This is a genomic window from Sphingobacterium sp. B16(2022) (assembly GCF_012030425.1).
Classification (GTDB): Bacteria; Bacteroidota; Bacteroidia; order Sphingobacteriales; family Sphingobacteriaceae; genus Sphingobacterium; species Sphingobacterium anhuiense.
This window is the reverse complement of sequence record NZ_JAAUVN010000003.1, coordinates 217,973-237,962: the sequence shown is the minus strand read 5'-3', so window position 1 is coordinate 237,962 and position 19,990 is coordinate 217,973. Positions and strand designations below refer to the sequence as shown.

At 36.1% G+C, this 19,990-nt stretch carries 16 protein-coding genes; 3 read left to right on the top strand and 13 right to left on the bottom strand.

The window, feature by feature from the left end; translation table 11 throughout:
* Nucleotides 1-14 precede the first annotated feature (14 nt).
* Nucleotides 15-1,580 carry a RagB/SusD family nutrient uptake outer membrane protein gene (locus HCX49_RS15635; RefSeq protein WP_168127597.1) on the top strand — a complete coding sequence of 522 codons (1,566 nt, stop codon included), beginning with the start codon at nucleotides 15-17 and terminating at the stop codon, nucleotides 1,578-1,580.
* 48 nt (nucleotides 1,581-1,628) lie between these two features.
* On the top strand, nucleotides 1,629-2,807 hold the full coding sequence (locus HCX49_RS15630) for a glycoside hydrolase family 76 protein (protein WP_206368534.1): 1,179 nt from the start codon (nucleotides 1,629-1,631) through the stop codon (nucleotides 2,805-2,807).
* Between the two features lie 42 nt (nucleotides 2,808-2,849).
* Here HCX49_RS15630 and HCX49_RS15625 read toward each other — a convergent pair whose 3' ends face one another.
* The 6 genes from HCX49_RS15625 to HCX49_RS15600 all read right to left on the bottom strand — a co-directional run bounded on the left by HCX49_RS15625 (nucleotide 2,850) and on the right by HCX49_RS15600 (nucleotide 9,416).
* On the bottom strand, nucleotides 2,850-4,658 hold the full coding sequence (locus HCX49_RS15625; protein WP_168127596.1) for a M60 family metallopeptidase: 1,809 nt from the start codon (nucleotides 4,656-4,658) through the stop codon (nucleotides 2,850-2,852).
* Nucleotides 4,659-4,997: 339 nt separating this feature from the next.
* A complete protein-coding gene (locus HCX49_RS15620) occupies nucleotides 4,998-5,480 on the bottom strand; it encodes a carboxypeptidase-like regulatory domain-containing protein (RefSeq protein WP_168127595.1) in 483 nt (160 codons plus the stop codon).
* 114 nt (nucleotides 5,481-5,594) lie between these two features.
* Complete coding sequence (gene nrdF, locus HCX49_RS15615; protein WP_021191849.1) at nucleotides 5,595-6,581, bottom strand: class 1b ribonucleoside-diphosphate reductase subunit beta; 987 nt, start codon at nucleotides 6,579-6,581, stop codon at nucleotides 5,595-5,597.
* 98 nt (nucleotides 6,582-6,679) lie between these two features.
* Nucleotides 6,680-8,785: a class 1b ribonucleoside-diphosphate reductase subunit alpha gene (gene nrdE / locus HCX49_RS15610; RefSeq protein ID WP_132841062.1), complete on the bottom strand. Its 2,106-nt coding sequence runs from the start codon at nucleotides 8,783-8,785 to the stop codon at nucleotides 6,680-6,682.
* Complete coding sequence (nrdI, locus tag HCX49_RS15605) at nucleotides 8,745-9,152, bottom strand: class Ib ribonucleoside-diphosphate reductase assembly flavoprotein NrdI (RefSeq protein ID WP_206368532.1); 408 nt, start codon at nucleotides 9,150-9,152, stop codon at nucleotides 8,745-8,747. The genes nrdE and nrdI overlap by 41 nt, the downstream gene beginning before the upstream one ends.
* Before the next feature lie 30 nt (nucleotides 9,153-9,182).
* Nucleotides 9,183-9,416: a thioredoxin family protein gene (locus HCX49_RS15600; protein ID WP_021191847.1), complete on the bottom strand. Its 234-nt coding sequence runs from the start codon at nucleotides 9,414-9,416 to the stop codon at nucleotides 9,183-9,185.
* A 366-nt stretch (nucleotides 9,417-9,782) separates the two neighbouring features.
* Here HCX49_RS15600 and HCX49_RS15595 point away from each other — a divergent pair, with 366 nt between their 5' ends.
* Entirely contained in the window at nucleotides 9,783-12,188 is a 2,406-nt protein-coding gene (locus HCX49_RS15595; RefSeq protein ID WP_168127594.1) for a prolyl oligopeptidase family serine peptidase, read from the top strand.
* A gap of 107 nt (nucleotides 12,189-12,295) precedes the next feature.
* On the opposite strand, the gene HCX49_RS15590 is transcribed toward HCX49_RS15595, so the two are convergent.
* The 7 genes from HCX49_RS15590 to HCX49_RS15560 all read right to left on the bottom strand — a co-directional run bounded on the left by HCX49_RS15590 (nucleotide 12,296) and on the right by HCX49_RS15560 (nucleotide 19,957).
* Nucleotides 12,296-12,814, bottom strand: coding sequence for a DUF2911 domain-containing protein (locus tag HCX49_RS15590; protein WP_132769218.1), 519 nt, complete (start codon nucleotides 12,812-12,814; stop codon nucleotides 12,296-12,298).
* 251 nt (nucleotides 12,815-13,065) lie between these two features.
* Nucleotides 13,066-14,319: a threonine ammonia-lyase IlvA gene (ilvA, locus tag HCX49_RS15585; protein WP_021191845.1), complete on the bottom strand. Its 1,254-nt coding sequence runs from the start codon at nucleotides 14,317-14,319 to the stop codon at nucleotides 13,066-13,068.
* Nucleotides 14,320-14,467: 148 nt separating this feature from the next.
* Complete coding sequence (locus HCX49_RS15580) at nucleotides 14,468-15,631, bottom strand: 2-isopropylmalate synthase (protein ID WP_021191844.1); 1,164 nt, start codon at nucleotides 15,629-15,631, stop codon at nucleotides 14,468-14,470.
* A 35-nt stretch (nucleotides 15,632-15,666) separates the two neighbouring features.
* Nucleotides 15,667-16,740, bottom strand: coding sequence for a 3-isopropylmalate dehydrogenase (leuB, locus tag HCX49_RS15575; protein ID WP_132769216.1), 1,074 nt, complete (start codon nucleotides 16,738-16,740; stop codon nucleotides 15,667-15,669).
* A gap of 134 nt (nucleotides 16,741-16,874) precedes the next feature.
* Entirely contained in the window at nucleotides 16,875-18,338 is a 1,464-nt protein-coding gene (locus tag HCX49_RS15570; RefSeq protein WP_206368530.1) for an ATP-binding cassette domain-containing protein, read from the bottom strand.
* Nucleotides 18,338-18,922, bottom strand: a complete 585-nt coding sequence (gene leuD / locus HCX49_RS15565) for a 3-isopropylmalate dehydratase small subunit (protein ID WP_132769212.1) — start codon at nucleotides 18,920-18,922, stop codon at nucleotides 18,338-18,340. Before leuD ends, HCX49_RS15570 begins: the two co-directional genes overlap by 1 nt.
* Before the next feature lie 213 nt (nucleotides 18,923-19,135).
* On the bottom strand, nucleotides 19,136-19,957 hold the full coding sequence (locus HCX49_RS15560; RefSeq protein ID WP_021191842.1) for a methyltransferase domain-containing protein: 822 nt from the start codon (nucleotides 19,955-19,957) through the stop codon (nucleotides 19,136-19,138).
* Nucleotides 19,958-19,990 lie beyond the last annotated feature (33 nt).

Sequence of the window (19,990 nt, the reverse complement as noted above, 5' to 3'; positions counted from 1 at the left end):
TTTTGAAAAATCTAATGAAGAAAAATAAATTGTTTTTGTTGTTATTAGCAGGGCTAGCGCTAACGACATCATGTAATAAATTTTTAGAAGAAGCACCTAAATCAACAGTTACTTTAGGATCATACTATGAGACCGAAGATCAGGCAGAAGCAACAATTAATAGTTTGTATAGAAGAGGAGCTTCTCAACGGTACTCTTTTGCTTCTAGTGCATATATAGGTCCAACGGCATCAATAAATACCATGTTAACAGGCTATTTCACTAATAGTTATGAGGGGCAGGAACGTATTTGTTTGTTTTCGCGAGAATTGACTCGTCAAAATAATACAAATTTGATTTCTGGTACCATGAATACCATTTGGGATGAATCGTATAAAACAATTAATATCGCAAATGCAGGATTGAAGTATGTACCTATAATTCCGATGTCTGATCAAAGTAGAAGCTTACTTTTAGCAGAAGCGAAATTCTTTAGAGCCTACAATTACTTTTATTTAGTAAAAACTTTTGGTGATATTCCATTATCTGCAACTGTAATTGAATCTTTGAATGATGATCTTTATTTAGAAAGATCTCCTGCTGCAAAAGTATATGAATTAATCGAGGCCGATCTTAAAGAAGCAGTAAATGTTTTACCAGCAGTTAAGTTTGCCAGTAATGGGCACCGCGTTACAAAATTTGTTGCGGCAATGACATTAGCGAACGTATATTTACAGCAAGGAAAATTTGCTGAAGCAGCAGCAATGGCTCAGATAGTGGTTAATTCTCCTCATAAAATGACGCAAAACTCGGATCTTGCAAGTAATAGTGCTTATAACCAGTTGCGTAAGATCGATGATTTAGATGAGGTGATTTATGCTCAAGAGTATAATGCAACCATTAGCAGCAGCAGCTGGTGGCCAACATATGGATTTAGTTCGTCTGCAGTATCCGTATTTGATAAATATTCGATCTTTGAACGTGTTTTTGGTCCCACAAAACAATTTTTAAATGTGTACGATACAAAAGATTTGAGAATTAAACCTAATCAGTTTTTTCACTGGTCTTATACGAATCCAAAAACATTGGCGAAGTGGGAATCTACTGAAGCTGGTATTTGGTATTATGTGGATGAGGATGCCTTATTAACAACTGGCAAAGGAACAAAAGATTGGAATTTTTACCGCTATCCTGAAGCTTTGTTGATTGCTGCTGAAGCAATTGCTAAAAGTGGCGGTGTTACACCTGAAGCAGCGGGCTACTTAGCGCAGGTTAAGGCCCGTGCGAATACAGAAGGTAAAACTGTTGCTCAATTTACTTCTGATTTACAAGCTTTATCTGTTGATAATTTTGTGAAAGAATGTTGGATTGAACGCTTGAGAGAGTTTCCATTGGAGTTCAAGATGTGGGATGATATTGTAAGAACGAAGATGTTTCCTGTTATCTCAACTACTGATGCTGGTAAAATAGATTTTGTACCCCTTATTGGTGCTAAAAATGCATCAGGTGCAGTATTTAAAGATTCTGATCTATTATGGCCAATATCACCGGATGAAATACAAAGAAATCCTAAGTTAAAACAAAACGAAGGTTATAAATAGCATAATGAGGCTGTCCAATCAAATTGGACAGCCTTTTTTAAGGATCTAATGATGAGAATATTTAGTTTTTACCTACTTTTTAATATTACACTTTTGGCGAATGGTTTACAGGCACAGGAAAAAGTACACTTTGATGTTGCAGCCGCGCAGACTATGAAACAGATTTATCATTTATTTGGCAATGTTGAAAACCAGCTTCTATTGGAAAGGTTTCCTTTTGATGAGGGTTTTAAAGCCGATTATTTGAATAACACCGAACAAGCATCGCAGCAAAAGAAATATGCTTATCTATGGCCTTTTTCGGGTAGTTTTTCAGCTGTTAATGCTTTGATGGAGTTGCCGAAGAAAAAAAGAGAATTTCAGAATGTACTCGATCAAAAAGTATTGGTCGGCCTTGCGGGGTATCGTGATCAAAAACGCCTTCCTGTGGGATATGCATCATACTTAAATAACGCTCCTGTTTCCGATCGCTTTTATGATGATAATATCTGGCTCGGTATTGATTTTACGGATAGTTATTTGTCGACGAAAAAACAAGATTATCTTACTAAAGCGAAGGAAGTGTGGGCGTTTGTGATGAGTGGTGAAGACGACCTAATTGGTGGTGGTATCTACTGGTGTGAACAAAAAAAAGAATCTAAAAATGCATGTTCTAATGCTCCTGCGAGTGTATTTGCGCTTAAGATGTATGAAGCAACGAAGGATAACCACTATTTGGAAGAGGGCAGGAGACTTTACCATTGGACCAAAGAAAAATTAGAAGATCCTAATGATGGCCTTTTTTGGGATAATATGAGCTTAAATGGACATATAGATAAAGCAAAATACTCTTATAATTCGGGTCAGATGTTGCAAGCAGCGGCTTTATTGTACCGGTTGACTCAGGAGAAGCAATATTTGATGGATGCTCAAAAGCTCGGAGAAGCCTGTTATTCTTATTTTTTTCAAGATGTCACAGGACAAGAATTTAAATTGTTAAAAAACAGCAATCTATGGTTTCATGCTGTGATGATGCGGGGATTTATCAGTCTATTTGAACAAGATCATAATCCTAAGTATTTGGCAGTTTTTGCTAATAATCTGCAATATGCCTGGAACCATATGCGAGATGAAAAAGGTTTGTTCTATACGGACTGGACACTTAAAGATAGGAAGGAAACGAAAGGGTTGCTAGATCAGTGTGCATTTGTAGAGATGTATGCGCGACTGGCAAAACTTGGATACTAATAAAAAAATAGGCTGATTATATCAGCCTATTTTTTTATTAAATTATAATACATTGATTCTTTTTCCATCCCATCCCACAGCCTTGACCTGTGTTGTACCTTTTGGAGTATGAACGGTTGTGCTGGAGACGTCATTAGACCCAGCTCCTACAAATGCAATTTTTACAAGTTTATCACCTGCATAGGTTTCAAATGCTACAGCATTTTTCCAAGCGCTGTTTTGAACAATGATTTTATCTTCTTTTTTCTCGAAACCAGAACCTTCGATCCCGTTTAAGGGCAGTCTATTTTTATAAATTGAAGTGCTGTTTGCAGTAATATAATGTAATACCGGTGTGGAAGGTTTCTTATACTTAGATGCATACTGTTTTACGGCTGCAATATCAGCTGCTGTGATGGTCATCTGTGCGCAGGTATAATCATCTACCCAAAGGTCAATAGGGATAAGCATTCCAGACTGTTCAAAGAAATCTGTGAGATCTAATTTTGACGCATCACATGCGTTTTTGATAAACTCGAGCTGGTAGTATGCGTCTTGTTTAGTTGCTGTTGCTGGAGCATTAATTGCTTTCGTAAAGATATCACCATAAAAGTTTTTGTTCTCCCATGAATTTCCTTTTCCTGCGACATTGAAGTACAGCTGTAATTGCCAAAGTGGAACTAGTTTTACGAAGTGATCTCCGCCCCAATCACGTGGACGTTGGCGATCCCACCTGTCTGGGCCGGCTTGTGTTAACCAGGGTTGACGGTGTACAAATGCAGATTCCATATAAGCAGTGATACGGCCTCCAATTTTAGGTTCATCATAGTCTTTTAAGCGTTCTCGTTCTAATTTGGGACTATGGCTGTTATACGTATATTGTGTCCATACGGAATAGATGTTATTGGTTACCTCTGTTGTACCTACCCATTTCATATTAGGCCTTACTTGGTTGACATGACCAAACTCATGCGCTACTCCCCAAGAATTTTTCCTAAGATTAGCCACATTTGCGACATCTTTCATGGTATTATCGTGAAATGCAGCGCCGATACCATCAGCATGCATAAATCCTTGCCAGATAACACGGCCAAACATTCTGTTCTTCGGAACTCTTTTTGTTTGTGTCAACCCCATGATTTGGTGCTGGATACCAATTATAGAATCATAAAGTTGGATCAGTTCTACTCCTTGATGGGGTGCATTTTCTTGTAATGATTTTACCGAATATGCAAGTTGTACTTGTTTTCCTACAATATCTAAGATGGGTCCAGAAGCATTTCCTAGCATACGATCCCAATCTTTATTGGTATGCTTACCTCGTTCAAATACATCATTCACTTTTCCACCAAGTATGTGAATGTTGATCTTTTTTGAAGATACTTTGTCTTCTGTGAAATATTGAATGTAAGCATTTCCTTTATTTTCAATTTTCAAAGCATTATAGCCTTCTTTTAGATTGTAGTCTTTTTGTTTGAAGTTTTTATCATCCCAGTTTGTTACGCGTAGCGCAATAGTGCTTCCATTGGTTTTTCCAACCCATACAATAGCTTCATCTCCTGCTGTGAAGTAAATACCAGTAGGATTTTCATATTGGGAGTAAGGGCTTGTTTTAAGTCGATTGCTTAGGCTATTGGGAGATTGATAATTTGTATAAGCGCGTAAACGTTTTTGAATGGGGTAAGATCCCTCTTTTAATTGTCTAGCAGCCTGCTTTAATATCAAATTATTGATATTTTCAATGTCCTGATCTCTGGCATTCTTTTTTAATTGACTGTAATCGTCTTTTGCAAATACTTGGCTATACTGTTGCTGAGCGTAAGACTGTACAGTTATTACAGTTATCAATAAAAAAGTAAATAGTTTATTCATCGTTATTGAATTGGTTTGAAGGTAATTTCAAATATAATCCAAAAGATAGCTTTATTTATGACCTTCATTTAAGACAAACGATTGTGTAATATAGGTTTTACTATTTATAATTTTTTCCATATTTCTTCGGTTACCCACACGGAGTTTGGAAGTTGATATTTCACTCTTATCTGGTGGTCTTTTTCTGTTTTGGAATAAAATAAGATATTGGTTATCCCTTGCAGTGATTTATCATATGAATAATCGATGTCTTCATATATCTGATTATTTAATGCTGTAAATCTACCTGATAATTGTTTGGATCCATTTGAACTGGTAATTATGAAGGATCGATCTGCGTTATACTCTTTTATATTGCCAAAAGAAGTTTTTTCTCTTGGTACTGTGCTCTGTCCCATCGGATAGAATCCGAATGTTAGTGATTTCAAGAAGTTTCCATTTACCGACTAAAAGTTTATCAAATCCTGCTGAAACAATGACTTCTTCCAGTTGATTGGCGGGCCTTGGTATTAATTTTAAAGTTGTTATCTCGTGAGTAAGATCGCTGGTTTTTATAGTGAGCATGTTATAATTGAGATGCGATATGCGTATATTTTTACTTTGTGTATTTCCTAGACGTGCAATTCCATTTTCATCCGAAACGGTTCCATTATTTTCCTCTTCTAAAAATATACTTGCTTTGGGTATGGGGTGTGATGTTGTGGCATCAAGCAGAATAATTTTTTTTAATTGGGCTTGGCACAGATGGGTGCAACATAAGTATATAATTAAAAAGCTTAGAAATACAAGTGTGCCTGAAGGCTGTTTTTGCAATGTGGTCATAATCGTCAGGTTTAGGTTATCTACCTATATGACTACGACGGATTCAATTAGTTTAAAATAAAAATTCCCTTTACATAATCTGTAAAGGGAATCGCTATAATGGAATTTAGATAGTTATACGTTGACCGTGGCATCCATTTTAAAATCGTCATCTTTCAGGTGTACGATTTCCATTGATTTTTCGTAGTTTGTTGATTTTTTCGAGAAGAAATCATGTTGCGTTGTTTCTGTATTTAGGCCATTTAAAACAATTGGGTTCACCTGCTTCACTTCAAAGATCGGATCAAATCCAAGATTCATTAATGCCTTATTACCGTTGTAACGAACATATTCTTTTACCTCTGCTGTTAAACCAACTTCGGTATAGATTTCCTCTGTATATTTCATCTCGTTGTCGAACAATTCGTTCAATAAATTGATGAATTTTTGTTTCACTTCTTCTTGATTTTTTAGTTTTTTGAAGACTTCTTGTGCCATTAATCCAACGAAAACACCGTGGATAGACTCATCGGCAATAATTTTTTTGATGATATCTGCTGAAGCAACCATTTGTCCTTGACCACATAACCACAATGGTAAGAAGAAACCTGAATAAAATAGAAATGACTCAAGAAGCACTGAAGCTGCCAGTGTCATAAATAATTCTTCATTTGTTGGATTCTTTTTGTCTAATACATGGTAATAAGAGTCAATGGTGGATGCTTTGAATTGCAAAAATTTATTTTGTTCAACCCAACCAAAAATATCATTGATTTCGTTTGTAGTAGATACCGTTGTAAAAATAGTCGAATATGATTTTGCGTGGATCGCCTCCATCATACACATATACGATAATACAGCCTTATTTTGTAACGATTCTGTATGTTCGATGATTTTTGGCATTCCTGTATGGCTCTGTAAAGTATCTAACAAAGTCAATCCGCCCAATGCTTTTTTGTAGCATTCTTTCATTTCCCAGCTTAATCCTTTCCAACTATCAATATCTTTTGAAGGGATATATTCGGTATCAATCCAGAATTGTCTAATATTTTGCTCCCAAAACATCAAGGCATAATCATTATCTGGCGTATTCCAGTTTACAGCAGTATATTGTTTACTCATTATTTTACAGCGAGAATTATTGAATGTATATGTTAATAGCGCTATTCAAAAGTTTTAATAACTTTTGAATAGCTTATGGGTTTTATTTTAAATGAAGTTTATGCTGAACAAGAAACACAATCTTCAATAGATGACTTACGTGTACGCGTATAATACAATGATTTTAATCCTAATTTATGTGCATAAATGTAGTATCTAGATAGATCACGTGTATTATCTTTAGAATTTGTATGTAAAATAGTACTTACTCCTTGATCAATGTGACGTTGGATTACAGATACTAATTTAAGTACCTTGAATTGATCCATGTCGTATGCCGATTTGAAGTAGAAGTAATTATCATTTGTCAAATAAGGCATTGGGTAATAGGTTGTACTATCTCCATATTCGCGAACTTCGATGATATCCACAATCGGCATAACAGAAGCGGTTGCGTTCATGATATAAGATGTAGATTGGTTCGGTGCAATAGCCAAACGATAAGCATGATAAATACCGTGCTCTTGAACTTCTGCTTTCAATTTTTCCCAATCTTCAATTGTTGGAATATGTACTCCTTCAAATAATTCTTTAACCTTATCTGTTTTTGGCAAATAATCGCGTTCTGTATATGTGTTGAAATATGATCCATCTGCATAAGCTGACTTTTCAAATCCTACAAATGTTCTTTGACGGTCACGTGCGATTTCCATCGATGCTTCCAAAGAGTAGAAGTTCATCATCATAAAGAATGCATTGGCAAAGTCTAATGCTTCCTCCGATTCGTACATAATAAAGCTTTTCGCTAAATAACCATGTAGATTCATAGCTCCAAGTCCTACTGAATGTAATTCTTTATTTGCTTTGGCGATAGAAGGAACCATTTTGATATCTGTTACATCAGATACCATTGTTAAAGCACGCATTGCTAATTTAACAGATTCTTTAACACGCTTATTATCCATTACGGTAGCAATATTCAAGGAACCTAAGTTACACGAGATACCATATTTGATTTGATCTTCTTCTCCGTAGATATTTATTTCTGAAACTTCAGACACCTGCATGATCTCAGTACATAAGTTTGAGAATTTTACTTTACCAATGCCATTCAATGCATGAGCACGGTTGGTGTTTTCTTTGTAGAAGATATAAGGATAGCCGGACTCTTTTTGTGTCTGTGCAACCTTTACTAACATGTGACGGGCGTTGATTTTCTTTTTCTTGATATTCGGATTGGTAATCAACTCTTCGTACATCTTGTCCATATCCATTTCATCCAATGGAATGCCGTATTCCAGCATCACAGTATGTGGATATATTAAGTAACAGGCTTCATCTTTTTCAGCCAACTCCATGAATTTATCAGGAATAATGATACCTATAGAAAGGGATTTGATACGTACTTTCTCATCCACATTGATTTTTTTACAGTCTAAGAACTCTTCAATGTCAGCATGAAAAATGTTTAAGTATACAGCTCCAGCACCAGGACGCTGACCCAGTTGGTTGGCATATGAGAAAGTATCTTCCATGATTTTCATGATTGGAAGAACACCTCCTGCGCGACCTTCAACTCCTTTGATGGCTTCGCCACGAGCACGAATTTTCGATATATTGAATGAAACTCCGCCTCCGATGGAAGATAATTTCATTGCTGAATCAACCGCATAGCCGATACCATTTAAATTGTCACCAATTTCATCTAAGAAACAAGAAACCAATTCTCCAGAACGTTTTTTACCTGCATTTAAGAATGTTGGTGTTGCTGGTTGATATTCTTGATTGATGAATAATTCGGCATAAGCAATTGCTTTTTCTACACCTTCGTGACGCGCTAAAAATAAAGCTACTGCTACGACACGGTCTTCATAACGTTCTAAGAACTTTTCTCCAGAATCGTCTCTTAACGCATAGCTTTGGAAAAATTTAAACGCAGCCATGAAAGAGGCAAAGCGGAATTTTTTTGCGAAAACAAAATTATAGACCGTTTCCATTTCTTCGTATGTAAACCATTCGTAGAAATTGATATAGTAATTTTGCTCAATTAAGTAATCGATTTTTTCTTTTAAAGTATAAAAGAACACCGTGTTCTTATTTACATACTCTAAAAAATAGGCACGTACGGCCTCTTTATCTTTATGTAAGCTAAACTCGTCATCATGTTTAATCATGATTTCGTTGTTAAGCAATATCCAGTTTTTTGCTACCTCGTTTGCTACCATCGCAGTTGTTCTTTATGATGTCAATAAATTGGTTAATATCCTCCATTGTACCAGACAATTCAAATTTGAAAGCCAATGGGATGTCAAAGTCAGCTGAAATTTTATCAGCGGCAAGTCCAAAGTTCTGTCCCCAGTTGCGGTTCCCGCTCGAAGTGACCGAATATATTTTAGACGCGTTTGCTGTCATAAATATGCGGGTCGTTTCGGGCATTTGTCCGAAATTAGTTGTGAACGTTACGAGATGCCCCGATTCTTCAGCAATAAGATCTGTGGTTATTTTATGAGCATGCCAGCCTGTGATTTGGGTAAGCTTGTCCATAAAACGTTGCACATTTCCAGTTTTGCTATCGTAATAAATATGTATCATGGATTATAAAAATTTGATACCAGATTATTATTATAATGCGATCGCTCCTAATTCTTCAGGCTTAAATCCAATGATACGGTGTTGAATTTCGTCATTTTCCAAAACGATTACGGTCGGAACTGTGCGAACTTTAAATTTTGCAGCTAAATCTGGTTGGTCAAATGGGTTGATAGACTCATATTTGATACCTTTTTGATCTAGATATGCAGATACTTGCGCACAAGGTGCACAATCGTTTTTCTCGAATTTGATGATTCTTGCCATGATTATACTTAAATTTAAAAATCGCGCTTCCTAAAAGAAGGCGAGTTGAGTTGAATGATTTTAACAAGTTTGAGAAGCCTAATTTCCCAACTCTAACAAATATCATAAATTTAATTTGAAGCTGTAATTTGACTTTTCCACATTGGTGGAAAAAAATGATCGATATAGGGCTTTGCGCATGCGGAATATTTGTATTCGCTTGGTTATCAATATTAATTTAATGTTGATAACTTTAGAAGATAGAAAATATCTGTATTTTAAGAATCTTTTTTTAGTCTAATATTTATGTCATAAAGTGACTACACTTTCTTCGTTTAATCTAATTATTTACTATATTTTGACAGCTTATTATATTAAAATATATATATGAAAAAATTACTTTGCGGTTTACTATTTTTATTATCTCTGGAAGCCTCCGCTCAAGAGAATGTCACTTTCCAAAAACCTTCTTCTGAAATTTTAGCCTTAGCTGATTTTATACGCCCTCCACAGATACGAATGTCTAATGATCATAATTGGATCTTATTTTTATATCGACCTACTTATAAGTCTTTGGCAGAATTGGGGCAGGAAGAGATGAAGCTGGCCGGTCTTCGTATCAATCCGGCAACAAATGTTGAAAGTGCAGAAACCTTCTTTAGTAAATTTTCTTTAAAGAAAATTGCTGATGATAAGGAGATTACAGATTTTAGAGGCATGCCTGCTAATCCTTCATTGGCAAATTTAACGTTTTCACCAGATAATGCGAAATTAGCTTTTACCAATACAAATACTACCGGTACGGCTTTATTTATATTAGATTTAAAATCATTGCAGGTTAAACAATTGACATCATATGTGTTGAATACGTTATTAGATGCACCTTATAAATGGTTCCGTAATTCTGAACGTTTGTTGATTTCAACACTACCAGTAAATAGAATAAAATTAATTGACCAAACAAAAGATTTGCCGACCGGGCCAGTTGTTTCGACAAGTGATGGACAGGTGTCGCAATTGAGAACATATCAGGATTTGCTGAAAAATCCACAGGATGAGACTAATTTTGAAACGTTGGTTCAGTCTGAATTACAAATTGTAGATCTAGAAGGTGCAGTTCAAAAGTTTAGTGATAAAGCAATTTTTGCCGGGACCTCTTTTTCTCCAAATGGCGAATATATTTTAGTGAATACCATTAAAAAGCCTTATTCTTATATTGTACCTTATTCTAGATTTCCCCAGGAAACAGCTATTTACGATCTGACAGGCAAATTAATTACCAAGGTAAATGATGTTCCTTTGATAGAAGTTATGCCTAAGGGTTTTTCTGCTTCACGTACAGGTCGTCGGAATTTGCATTGGAGAGATGATAAACCAGCAACTTTAGCCTATGTTGAGGCTTTGGACGGCGGTGATCCCGGGAAGAATGTTGAATTTCGTGATGCTTTATATACATTGGACTTTCCTTTTACCTCATCCCCTAAATTGATCACCAAAACCAAAGATCGCTTTGCTGGTGTCATCTGGGGAAATGATGAATATGCAATGGTCAGTTCGCAATGGTATGATACCCGTAATGTGAAAACATTTTTGATTAATCCAAGTTCTGGAGCGTCAAAATTGATTAATGACCGCAATAGCCAAGATATCTACAATGATCCTGGGGATGTGTTTAAGGCACGTAATAACTTTGGAACGTATCCGATGTCAATTCAAAATGATAAAGTGTTTTTAATAGGGAAGGGATTTACAAAGGAAGGGGAATTTCCTTTTGTGGATGAGCTGGATCTAAAGAGTTTAAAGAAAAAAAGACTTTACACCGCTAAAAAATCAGATCTTCAAGAACGTATTATTCAGCTTATTGATCCGAAAACGGGAGACATGATGGTTTCTCTGCAATCTGCTTCGGTATTTCCCAATTATTTTACAAAGAATATTAAAACAGGAAAACAAAAGGCATTGACACAGTTGAAAAATCCATTTACGAATTTAGAAAAAGTACACAAGGAGATCTTGAATTATAAACGTAAAGATGGTGTTGATCTTTCAGGTACTTTATACCTGCCTGCAGGTTACGATTTTAAGAATAAGGAAAAACTTCCTTTGTTGATCTGGGCTTATCCAAGAGAATATAAAGATAAAAATACAGCTGGCCAAAGTACTGCAAACCCGAAAGAATTTACCTATCCGAGTTATGGATCATTTATTTATTGGGTGTCTAAGGGGTATGCCGTATTGGATAATGCCGCATTCCCAATTGTTGGCGAGGGTACTCAGGAACCAAATGATACTTTTATTGAACAGCTTGTTGCGAATGGTGCAGCGGCAATCGATGCGGTCGATAGTTTAGGCTATATTGATAGAAAGAAAGTGGCTGTTGGAGGACATTCTTACGGTGCTTTTATGACCGCACATCTTTTATCTAATTCAAATTTATTTGCTGCTGGAATATCAAGATCTGGTGCTTATAATCGTACGTTAACTCCTTTTGGATTTCAAAGTGAACAACGTAACTTTTGGGATGACCCACAACTGTATATGACCATGTCTCCATTTGTAAGTGCTGATAAGATGAAAACTCCTTTATTACTTGTACATGGGGGGGCAGATAATAATCCGGGTACCTTTACATTACAGACAGAGCGTTATTTCCAAGCATTGAAAAATCTTGGAGCTCCTGTTCGTATGGTTATTTTACCGCGTGAGGCACATGGTTATGTTGCAAAGGAAAATATTTTCCACCTATTGTGGGAACAGGATAAGTTTTTAGAAAAATATTTAAAAAACAAATAACCCTTAGTAAAAAGCCAGATAAAAATTATCTGGCTTTTTTAATACATATGCGTTTTTAACGCATGTCAAATGTTATTTTACAGTTTGATCTCTTTTGAAATTCTTAATTATAGCGCAGCTTTGACTTGGACTGGTAGTAAATGATCGCCCCATATTAATGCAATTTTACCAGACTTATCCACATCAATTTTAAATTGTTCCTGTGGTGTAGTGCTTGTTGAATTTCTAACATTTACACGTAATGCATCTTGTGCTTGATCATATTTTGTTCCCCATTGATTCCATGTTTTATTGAAAATAACAATTGTCTCTTGTTCACCGGGAATAGTATATAAGCTATATTTTCCTTTTGTTAATTTTTTACCTTCAATAAGTACATCTTTATCAAATGCTACAGTTGTTGCTTCATTTGCACCCGTACGCCATATTTCTCCAACTTTGACAATATCAACACCAATTTGTCTACCTTTTAAAGATGGACGGCTGTAGTTTACATCAATGGTTACACCATCACTAGTAGTGACTTTAACACTATCAGGTGGGCTTGGTCTCTTGGTTTTATCAGTTTGTCCAAATACAGTGGTACAAATGATCGTTAACATAAATAAGATAGCTGTTGTTTTCATAATATTTTTTAATTAAATATACATAAAAATTTAAAGTAAAAAATTGATAGTAAGCTTTTTAAAGTAATTTCTTGTATTTAGAGATATCGATGCCACAATTTTAGTTTTGTTGATACATAGGTAGATCGTATGGTAAAGTTTTGGTGTAAATGAGGAATAGTTGTACTTGGAGAAGGCTAGAAATAAATTTTAATACAAAAAGGGGAATATGTGTTTTGCATATTCCCCTTTTATTTTTTCTCATTAAGCACTTAAACAAGGTATTCAAATAAGGTTTGATCTTTATTTAATTCGATATATTCAAATTTGTTTTCCGTCATTCTTTGTAACAACGATTGGTAATCTGCCGGGTTGTTTAGTTCGATACCAATCAAGGCTGGACCACGCTCGCGTTCGGTTTTTTTGATAAATTCGAAACGGGTAATATCATCTTTGGGGCTTAATACCTCGGATACGAATAGTTTTAAAGCTCCTGGGCGATTTGGGAAACGTACAATAAAGTAATGTTTATATCCTTCATATAAGAGTGATAATTCTTGGATTTCACTCATACGGTTAATATCATTATTGCCTCCTGAAATAATACAGACAACTTTTTTTCCTTTTATTTCATCTTTATGAAACTCTAATGCCGCTACCGAAAGCGCTCCCGCAGGTTCTACGACGATTGCATCTTTATTATATAGCTCTAATATGCAGGTACAGATTTTTCCTTCTGGGATCGATCGGATATCATCTAAATATTCGCGGCTGATCTCGAATGTAAGGTCTCCAACTTTTTGAACAGCAGCACCATCGACAAATTTATTGATCTTCTCGAGTTCGACAGGTTTTCCCGCTGTAAATGCCGCCTGCATAGAAGCTGCTCCTTGTGGCTCTACACCATAGCATTTGATATTGGGATTTTTGTTTTTTAAATAGTAACTCGTTCCTGCAGAAAGTCCACCGCCACCGATTGGAATAAAAACAGCATTAACATCTGGTAAGTCTTGTAAGATTTCTACGGCTACTGTTCCCTGTCCTTCAATAACCTTTGGATCATCAAAAGGAGGAATGAAGGTCATGTTATTTTCTTCAGTATAAATGCGAGCCGCTTTCTGACAGTCATCAAAAGTATCTCCGGTCAATATAATTTCGATATTGCCATTGCCCCACATTTCTGTTTGTGTTATTTTTTGTTTTGGTGTTGGGCCGGGCATAAAAATAACACCTTTAATATCGAGCTTTTTACAAGAGAAGGCAACTCCCTGTGCATGATTGCCTGCACTTGCACACACCACACCACGCTTTTGCTCTTCTTGGCTCAGCGAAATTATTTTATTATATGCTCCTCTTAATTTGTATGATCTAACGATTTGCAGGTCTTCTCGTTTCAGATAGACATCTGCGCCATATTTCTCAGAAAGATAAGTGTTGTATTGCAAAGCTGTGCGATTGACGACGTCCTTGATACGATGGTAAGTGCTTTCTGAGTCGATTTGTAAATTAGAAAAATCTAAACTCATTTTGTTCTATTATGATTAGGTGATTGTTTTTTTTTATTCAAATAAAAAAACGTCATTTCGACTTAGAATAAAAGTAAATAAGTTTTTTGACTTTTTACTTGCAAATTTATTCTTTGTCAAAATGACGTTTTAATAAGTTTTTGTGTTATTAAACGCTTTCTGCGAATAAACTTCTGAGATCATCGTCGCAAATATCTTTTTTGGCATCTGCTAGAATTAGGAAGCGCTCATATGTTTCTGCAAGGGCTTCTTTTTCTAAGGTGTAACCGAGACGTTCTAAGTGATGCTTTAAAGCATGACGACCGGAACGAGCGGTTAAGATAATACCTGCTTCTTCTAATCCCACATCTTCGGGGCGAATAATTTCATAAGTCTCACGGTGTTTTAAGAAACCATCTTGATGAATACCGGAGCTGTGCGCGAAGGCATTACGCCCAACAATTGCTTTATTAGGTTGTACTGGCATATTCATCATTTCACTTACTTTACGTGAAAGGTAAGTGAACATCTTGCTGTCAATATTTGAAGTTAGGTTACCGAAAGACTGATTATGAACTTTTAGAATCATAGCCACTTCTTCCAAAGAGGTATTTCCAGCACGTTCGCCGATACCATTGATGGTACATTCTACCTGACGCGCACCATTTTGGATTGCAGCAATGGAATTGGCTGTTGCTAATCCTAAATCATTATGGCAATGTGCAGAAATAATCGCTTGATCAATGTTTTTAACATTTTCTTTCAAAAACTTTATTTTAGCGCCATATTGATCAGGTAAACAGTAACCGTTCGTATCTGGAATGTTGACAACAGTAGCACCTGCGGCAATAACTGCTTCGACCATTTGCGCTAAGTAAACTAAATCAGCGCGGCCGGCATCTTCTGCGTAAAACTCTACATCTTCAACATGTGATTTTGCATATTTTACTGCCGCAACAGCGCGATCTAATATTTCTTCGCGTGTGGAGTTGAATTTATACTTGATATGCATATCAGAAGCTCCGATACCCGTATGGATACGTGGTCTTTTTGCATATTTTAAGGCTTCTGCCGCAACTTTAATATCATTTTCATTGGCACGTGTCAAAGCACAGATAATAACATCATTTACGGCCTTGGATAATTCAACAACCGATTGAAAATCTCCGGGACTAGAAACTGGGAAACCAGCCTCAATAACATCGACACCCAGTTTCTCCAAATCTTTTGCAATGTCGATTTTTTCAGGAGTAGTTAATTGACATCCTGGTACCTGTTCGCCATCGCGAAGAGTGGTATCGAAGATGTATAGATGATTTGGATCGTGTAACATAGCTTTATGTTTATAATTTAGAAACTCTGTTCAGTCTATTTAATAAATTCTAATACTTTAGCACCCATTTCTTGTGTGCCTAATATTTTGTCTGCAGGTGTATTTACATTTGCAATATCACCTGTTCTCCAGCCAGCTTTTAAAGTTGCTGCAACTGCTTCCGTTACTTCTTTAGCTTCTGCTTGTAAACCAAAACTAATATCTAACATTAATGCAACAGATAAAATCGATGCCAATGGATTGGCTTTATTCTGTCCTGCAATATCGTGCGCTGAACCATGGATAGGTTCAAAAAACCCTGTACCGTCACCAATAGATGCAGAAGCTAGCATGCCCATAGAACCAGCAATCTGTGAAGCTTCGTCTGTTAAAATGTCACCAAATAAGTTGGCGGTTAGTACCACATCAAATTTCTTTGGATTTTTCACCAATTGCATCGCAGCATTGTCAATAAACATATGTTCAGTTTCGACATCTGGATATTCTGTTGCAATCTCTTGCACGACTTCTCTCCAAAGACGGGATGTTTCTAATACGTTTGCTTTATCTACCGAACATAATTTCTTAGAACGTGTACGGGCAGCTTCATAAGCTTTACGTGCTATACGTTCTACTTCATAGCGGTTATAATTCATTAGATCTGAAGCGAAATTATTATCTTCAGAACGATTTTTCTCACCGAAGTATACGTCTCCTGTTAACTCGCGGAAGAAAAGGATATCTGTTCCTTTTAATACTTCTGGTTTCAAGCTAGATGCGTCTAATAGTTCATCAAATAACAAGATGGGACGTAAGTTTGCATAAAGACCTAATTCTTTACGGATTTTTAATAATCCTTGTTCCGGACGTACTTTAGCAGATGGATCATTATCGTATTTAGCATGTCCAATGGCACCGAATAGGATTGCATCACTTGATTTTGCTTTTTCTAAGGTTTCATCTGGCAATGGGTTTCCGGTAGCTTCAATAGCAACGTGACCCATGATCGCTTCATCAAAACTGAATTCATGACCATATTTTTGTCCGATTTTTTCTAGAACTTTTTTACCCCAAATAGTTACTTCTTGTCCTATTCCGTCACCAGGAATAACGAGTATATTTTTTTTCATCAGATTAATTATTTTGAGTGTATGTTTTCAATTGGATAATCGACTCCATTTCACTCGTTTTTATTTTTTATGATGAAACTATCATGCGCATATCTACTGTATGTTGGGAGTAGCGTGGGCATGATAGTTTCCTGTTATGCGTACTGTAAAATATCTTCAATGGTTTTAACCATTCCTTTTTCTAATATGATTTTCTTTTCAAGGCATGCCGGTAGCTGTGTCTCAAAATGGCCAACATAAATTAATGTTTTTCCATAGGTGCATAGTTCATCTACAACTGCATTGAAATGTTGTGTTTGTTCGTAATCAAGACCCTGGCAGGGTTCGTCCAAAATTAATAATTCAGGATTCTTAATCACTGTTCTTGCTAGCAAAGCTAAACGTTGTTTGCCTAAGGGTAGTGTATTTAATAATTTATTTTTATCTTCTTTCAAATCAAAGAAATCCAATACTTGATCGAGGAATTGTTGGTTTTCAAAGCTGAGATTACGGAATAGTCCAACGGAATCAAAAAAACCTGAAGCAACACTTTGCCAAACTTTCGCTGACTGATCAAAGTACCAATGCATTTCAGGTGAAATAATTCCTAAATGAGCTTTGATGTCCCATATACTTTCTCCAGATCCTCTTTGTTTACCGAAAAGAACAATATCATTGGCATAGGCCTGAGGGTGATCTCCATTGATTAAACTTAATAACGTAGACTTTCCAGATCCATTATGCCCCTGCAATAACCATTTCTCACCTGCTTTTACTTCCCAACTAATTTTTTTTAGTACCTCTTTTTCACCATACCTTACATCCACATTGGACATTTTTACCATGGTTTGGGAAGTAATACGTGGAGATTTCTGTAAAAAATGTGGAAGTGGTTTTCTTGCGCGCTCTTTTTCTCTTGAGAATGCTGCTTGTGAAGAAACTTCAAGTAACTGACCTCCTTGTATTTCTGCAAAATGATTGATACAGGTTGGCACTGTTTGATCATTACTGATTAATATCAAAGTCACTCCAGCGTGTGCTAAATCATCGAACGCTTGATTAAGTTCTTGGCGAGATTGACGATCCAGACCTGTATAGGGTTGGTCAATAATCAATACTTGTGGCTTTAGCCATAACGCTTTAATTAACTGCAGTTTTTTATGTTCACCACTGGATAATTCTATAAGCTGTGTGTTTTGAACATCTTCAAACCCAAAAGTTTGAAAGTATGGTTTTACCTCTTCAAATTGCAAATGTTTTTCTTTTGCAAAATGTAGAAATTCGGCCTGTACTGTTAAAGTATCGTTGGTTTGATGTTTGTTGTAACGTTGCTGGTAATAGAAGTTTTTATCGCCTTCTAAATTGGTGAATTGATACCAATTTGAAACATATAAAACTTCTGCAGGAAGAGGAGAGCTGCTGTTAAAGTTAATTTTTAAAAGTCCACTGTATGGAATTTGGCCTGCAATTGCTTGTGCCAAAGTAGTCTTTCCCGTACCGCTTCTACCACCGATTAACCAGTGCTGACCTGGTTCAATTTGCCAATTCAAGTCCTGCAGTACCACATGATATTGGTGCTGGACAGTTAAATTGGCAATATGGACGACAGGTTCTATCATTATCTTGTTTGTTCGAAAGTTTCGATTGCACTTTTGTTGTTTAGGATGAAATCAATATCATCATATCCGTTAATAAGACATGATTTTTTGTAAGGATTAATTTCAAAAGATTGTTGTGCACCTGTTTCAGATAATGTAACGGTTTGATTTTCTAGATCCACGATAATTTCTGTGTTCGGGTTTTTAAATACGGTATCAAAAATAGTTTCTAAAAACTCGTCTGTTACCTGAATCGGCAATACGCCATTATTCAAGGCATTGCCTTTGAAGATATCTGCGAAGAAACTACTGATCACAACATCAAATCCATAATCCTGGATAGCCCAAGCAGCATGCTCACGACTGGAACCACAACCAAAGTTTTTACCTGCTACAAGAACTTTTCCTGTGTAAGTAGGGTTGTTCATTACAAAATCAGACTTGGGTTGATTTTCGCTATCATAACGCCAGTCGCGGAATAAATTGTCACCAAATCCATCCCGTGTAGTCGCTTTTAAAAAGCGTGCTGGGATAATCTGATCGGTATCTATATTTTCAATCGGTAAAGGAACTACCGTTGTTGTTATTGTTTCAAATTTTTTCATCTAAATAATTTGTTATTTTATGTTGATGAAGCTATCATGAGAAGAGTATTTATCTCCTTTTTGAGCCACTTTTGCCTCATGATGGTTTCCTCCACTTCATTATTTACGAGTATCTGTCTTTAACTGTATCAATGAACAACTCGTTTCACTTTATATGTGAGCTGTTTCAAGCTCTTGATATTTTCCGTGTTATGTTGTTGTCAGTGCAATGTTTTATTTTAAAACTGCTCTAACTTCTCTAAGCTTCATAGTCATGCTGACGGCTAAATTATCAGCCCAATTGTTGTAATCTTTAATAGCATCTAAACGTTCTTGATCGCTCACATACCCTTCTTCTACCATTTGTTTTGAGTTGGCTACCTGCGACCATATTTTTAATTTGTCTAGGTGTAATGGGTTGTTGCGCTCATAATGTTCATCGGCGTTAAAGACTTCGATTTGACCAAAACCATGTTCTTCAAAAATGTCATCCAGATCGTATCCGATTCTATTGTTCATACCAGCGTCATTTCGCCACATCAAAAACATGTGATAATAATGTTCCATACTTCTGGGTATTTTTGGAGTCCAATCGATGGCTTCATGATTATAGTCTAATATCGATACTTGCCCATTGGGTTTTAATAACGTTTTCAATTTATCAATCGCTTTATCAAGTGTTGAAATCCATTGAAAAGTACGTGCTGAAACGATCAGGTCAAATTTTTCGATGCTGTCAAAATCTAGTAAATCACAATGAATCAATTCTAGATTCTGGATACTACCAAATAGATTTTTTCCTTCCGTAATAAAAGACTCTGTATTATCAATTCCAACAACAGCACCTGATGGGCCGACTATGGCTGCGATATCTTTTGTGATCGCACCTGTTCCACAACCGATATCCAAAACTCTTAATCCTGGTTTTAGAGCAGATTTCAATGTATGATAATCTTTTTCCAACGTTCTTTGATTAAAGATTGCGTTTGCACTTTGCTCTTCACGTTGAATCACTTTATTTTCGGTGACTGCGACTGTCTGACAAATTTGGCACATTTGTAAAAGTTATTTAAGAACAGCTACTATTAG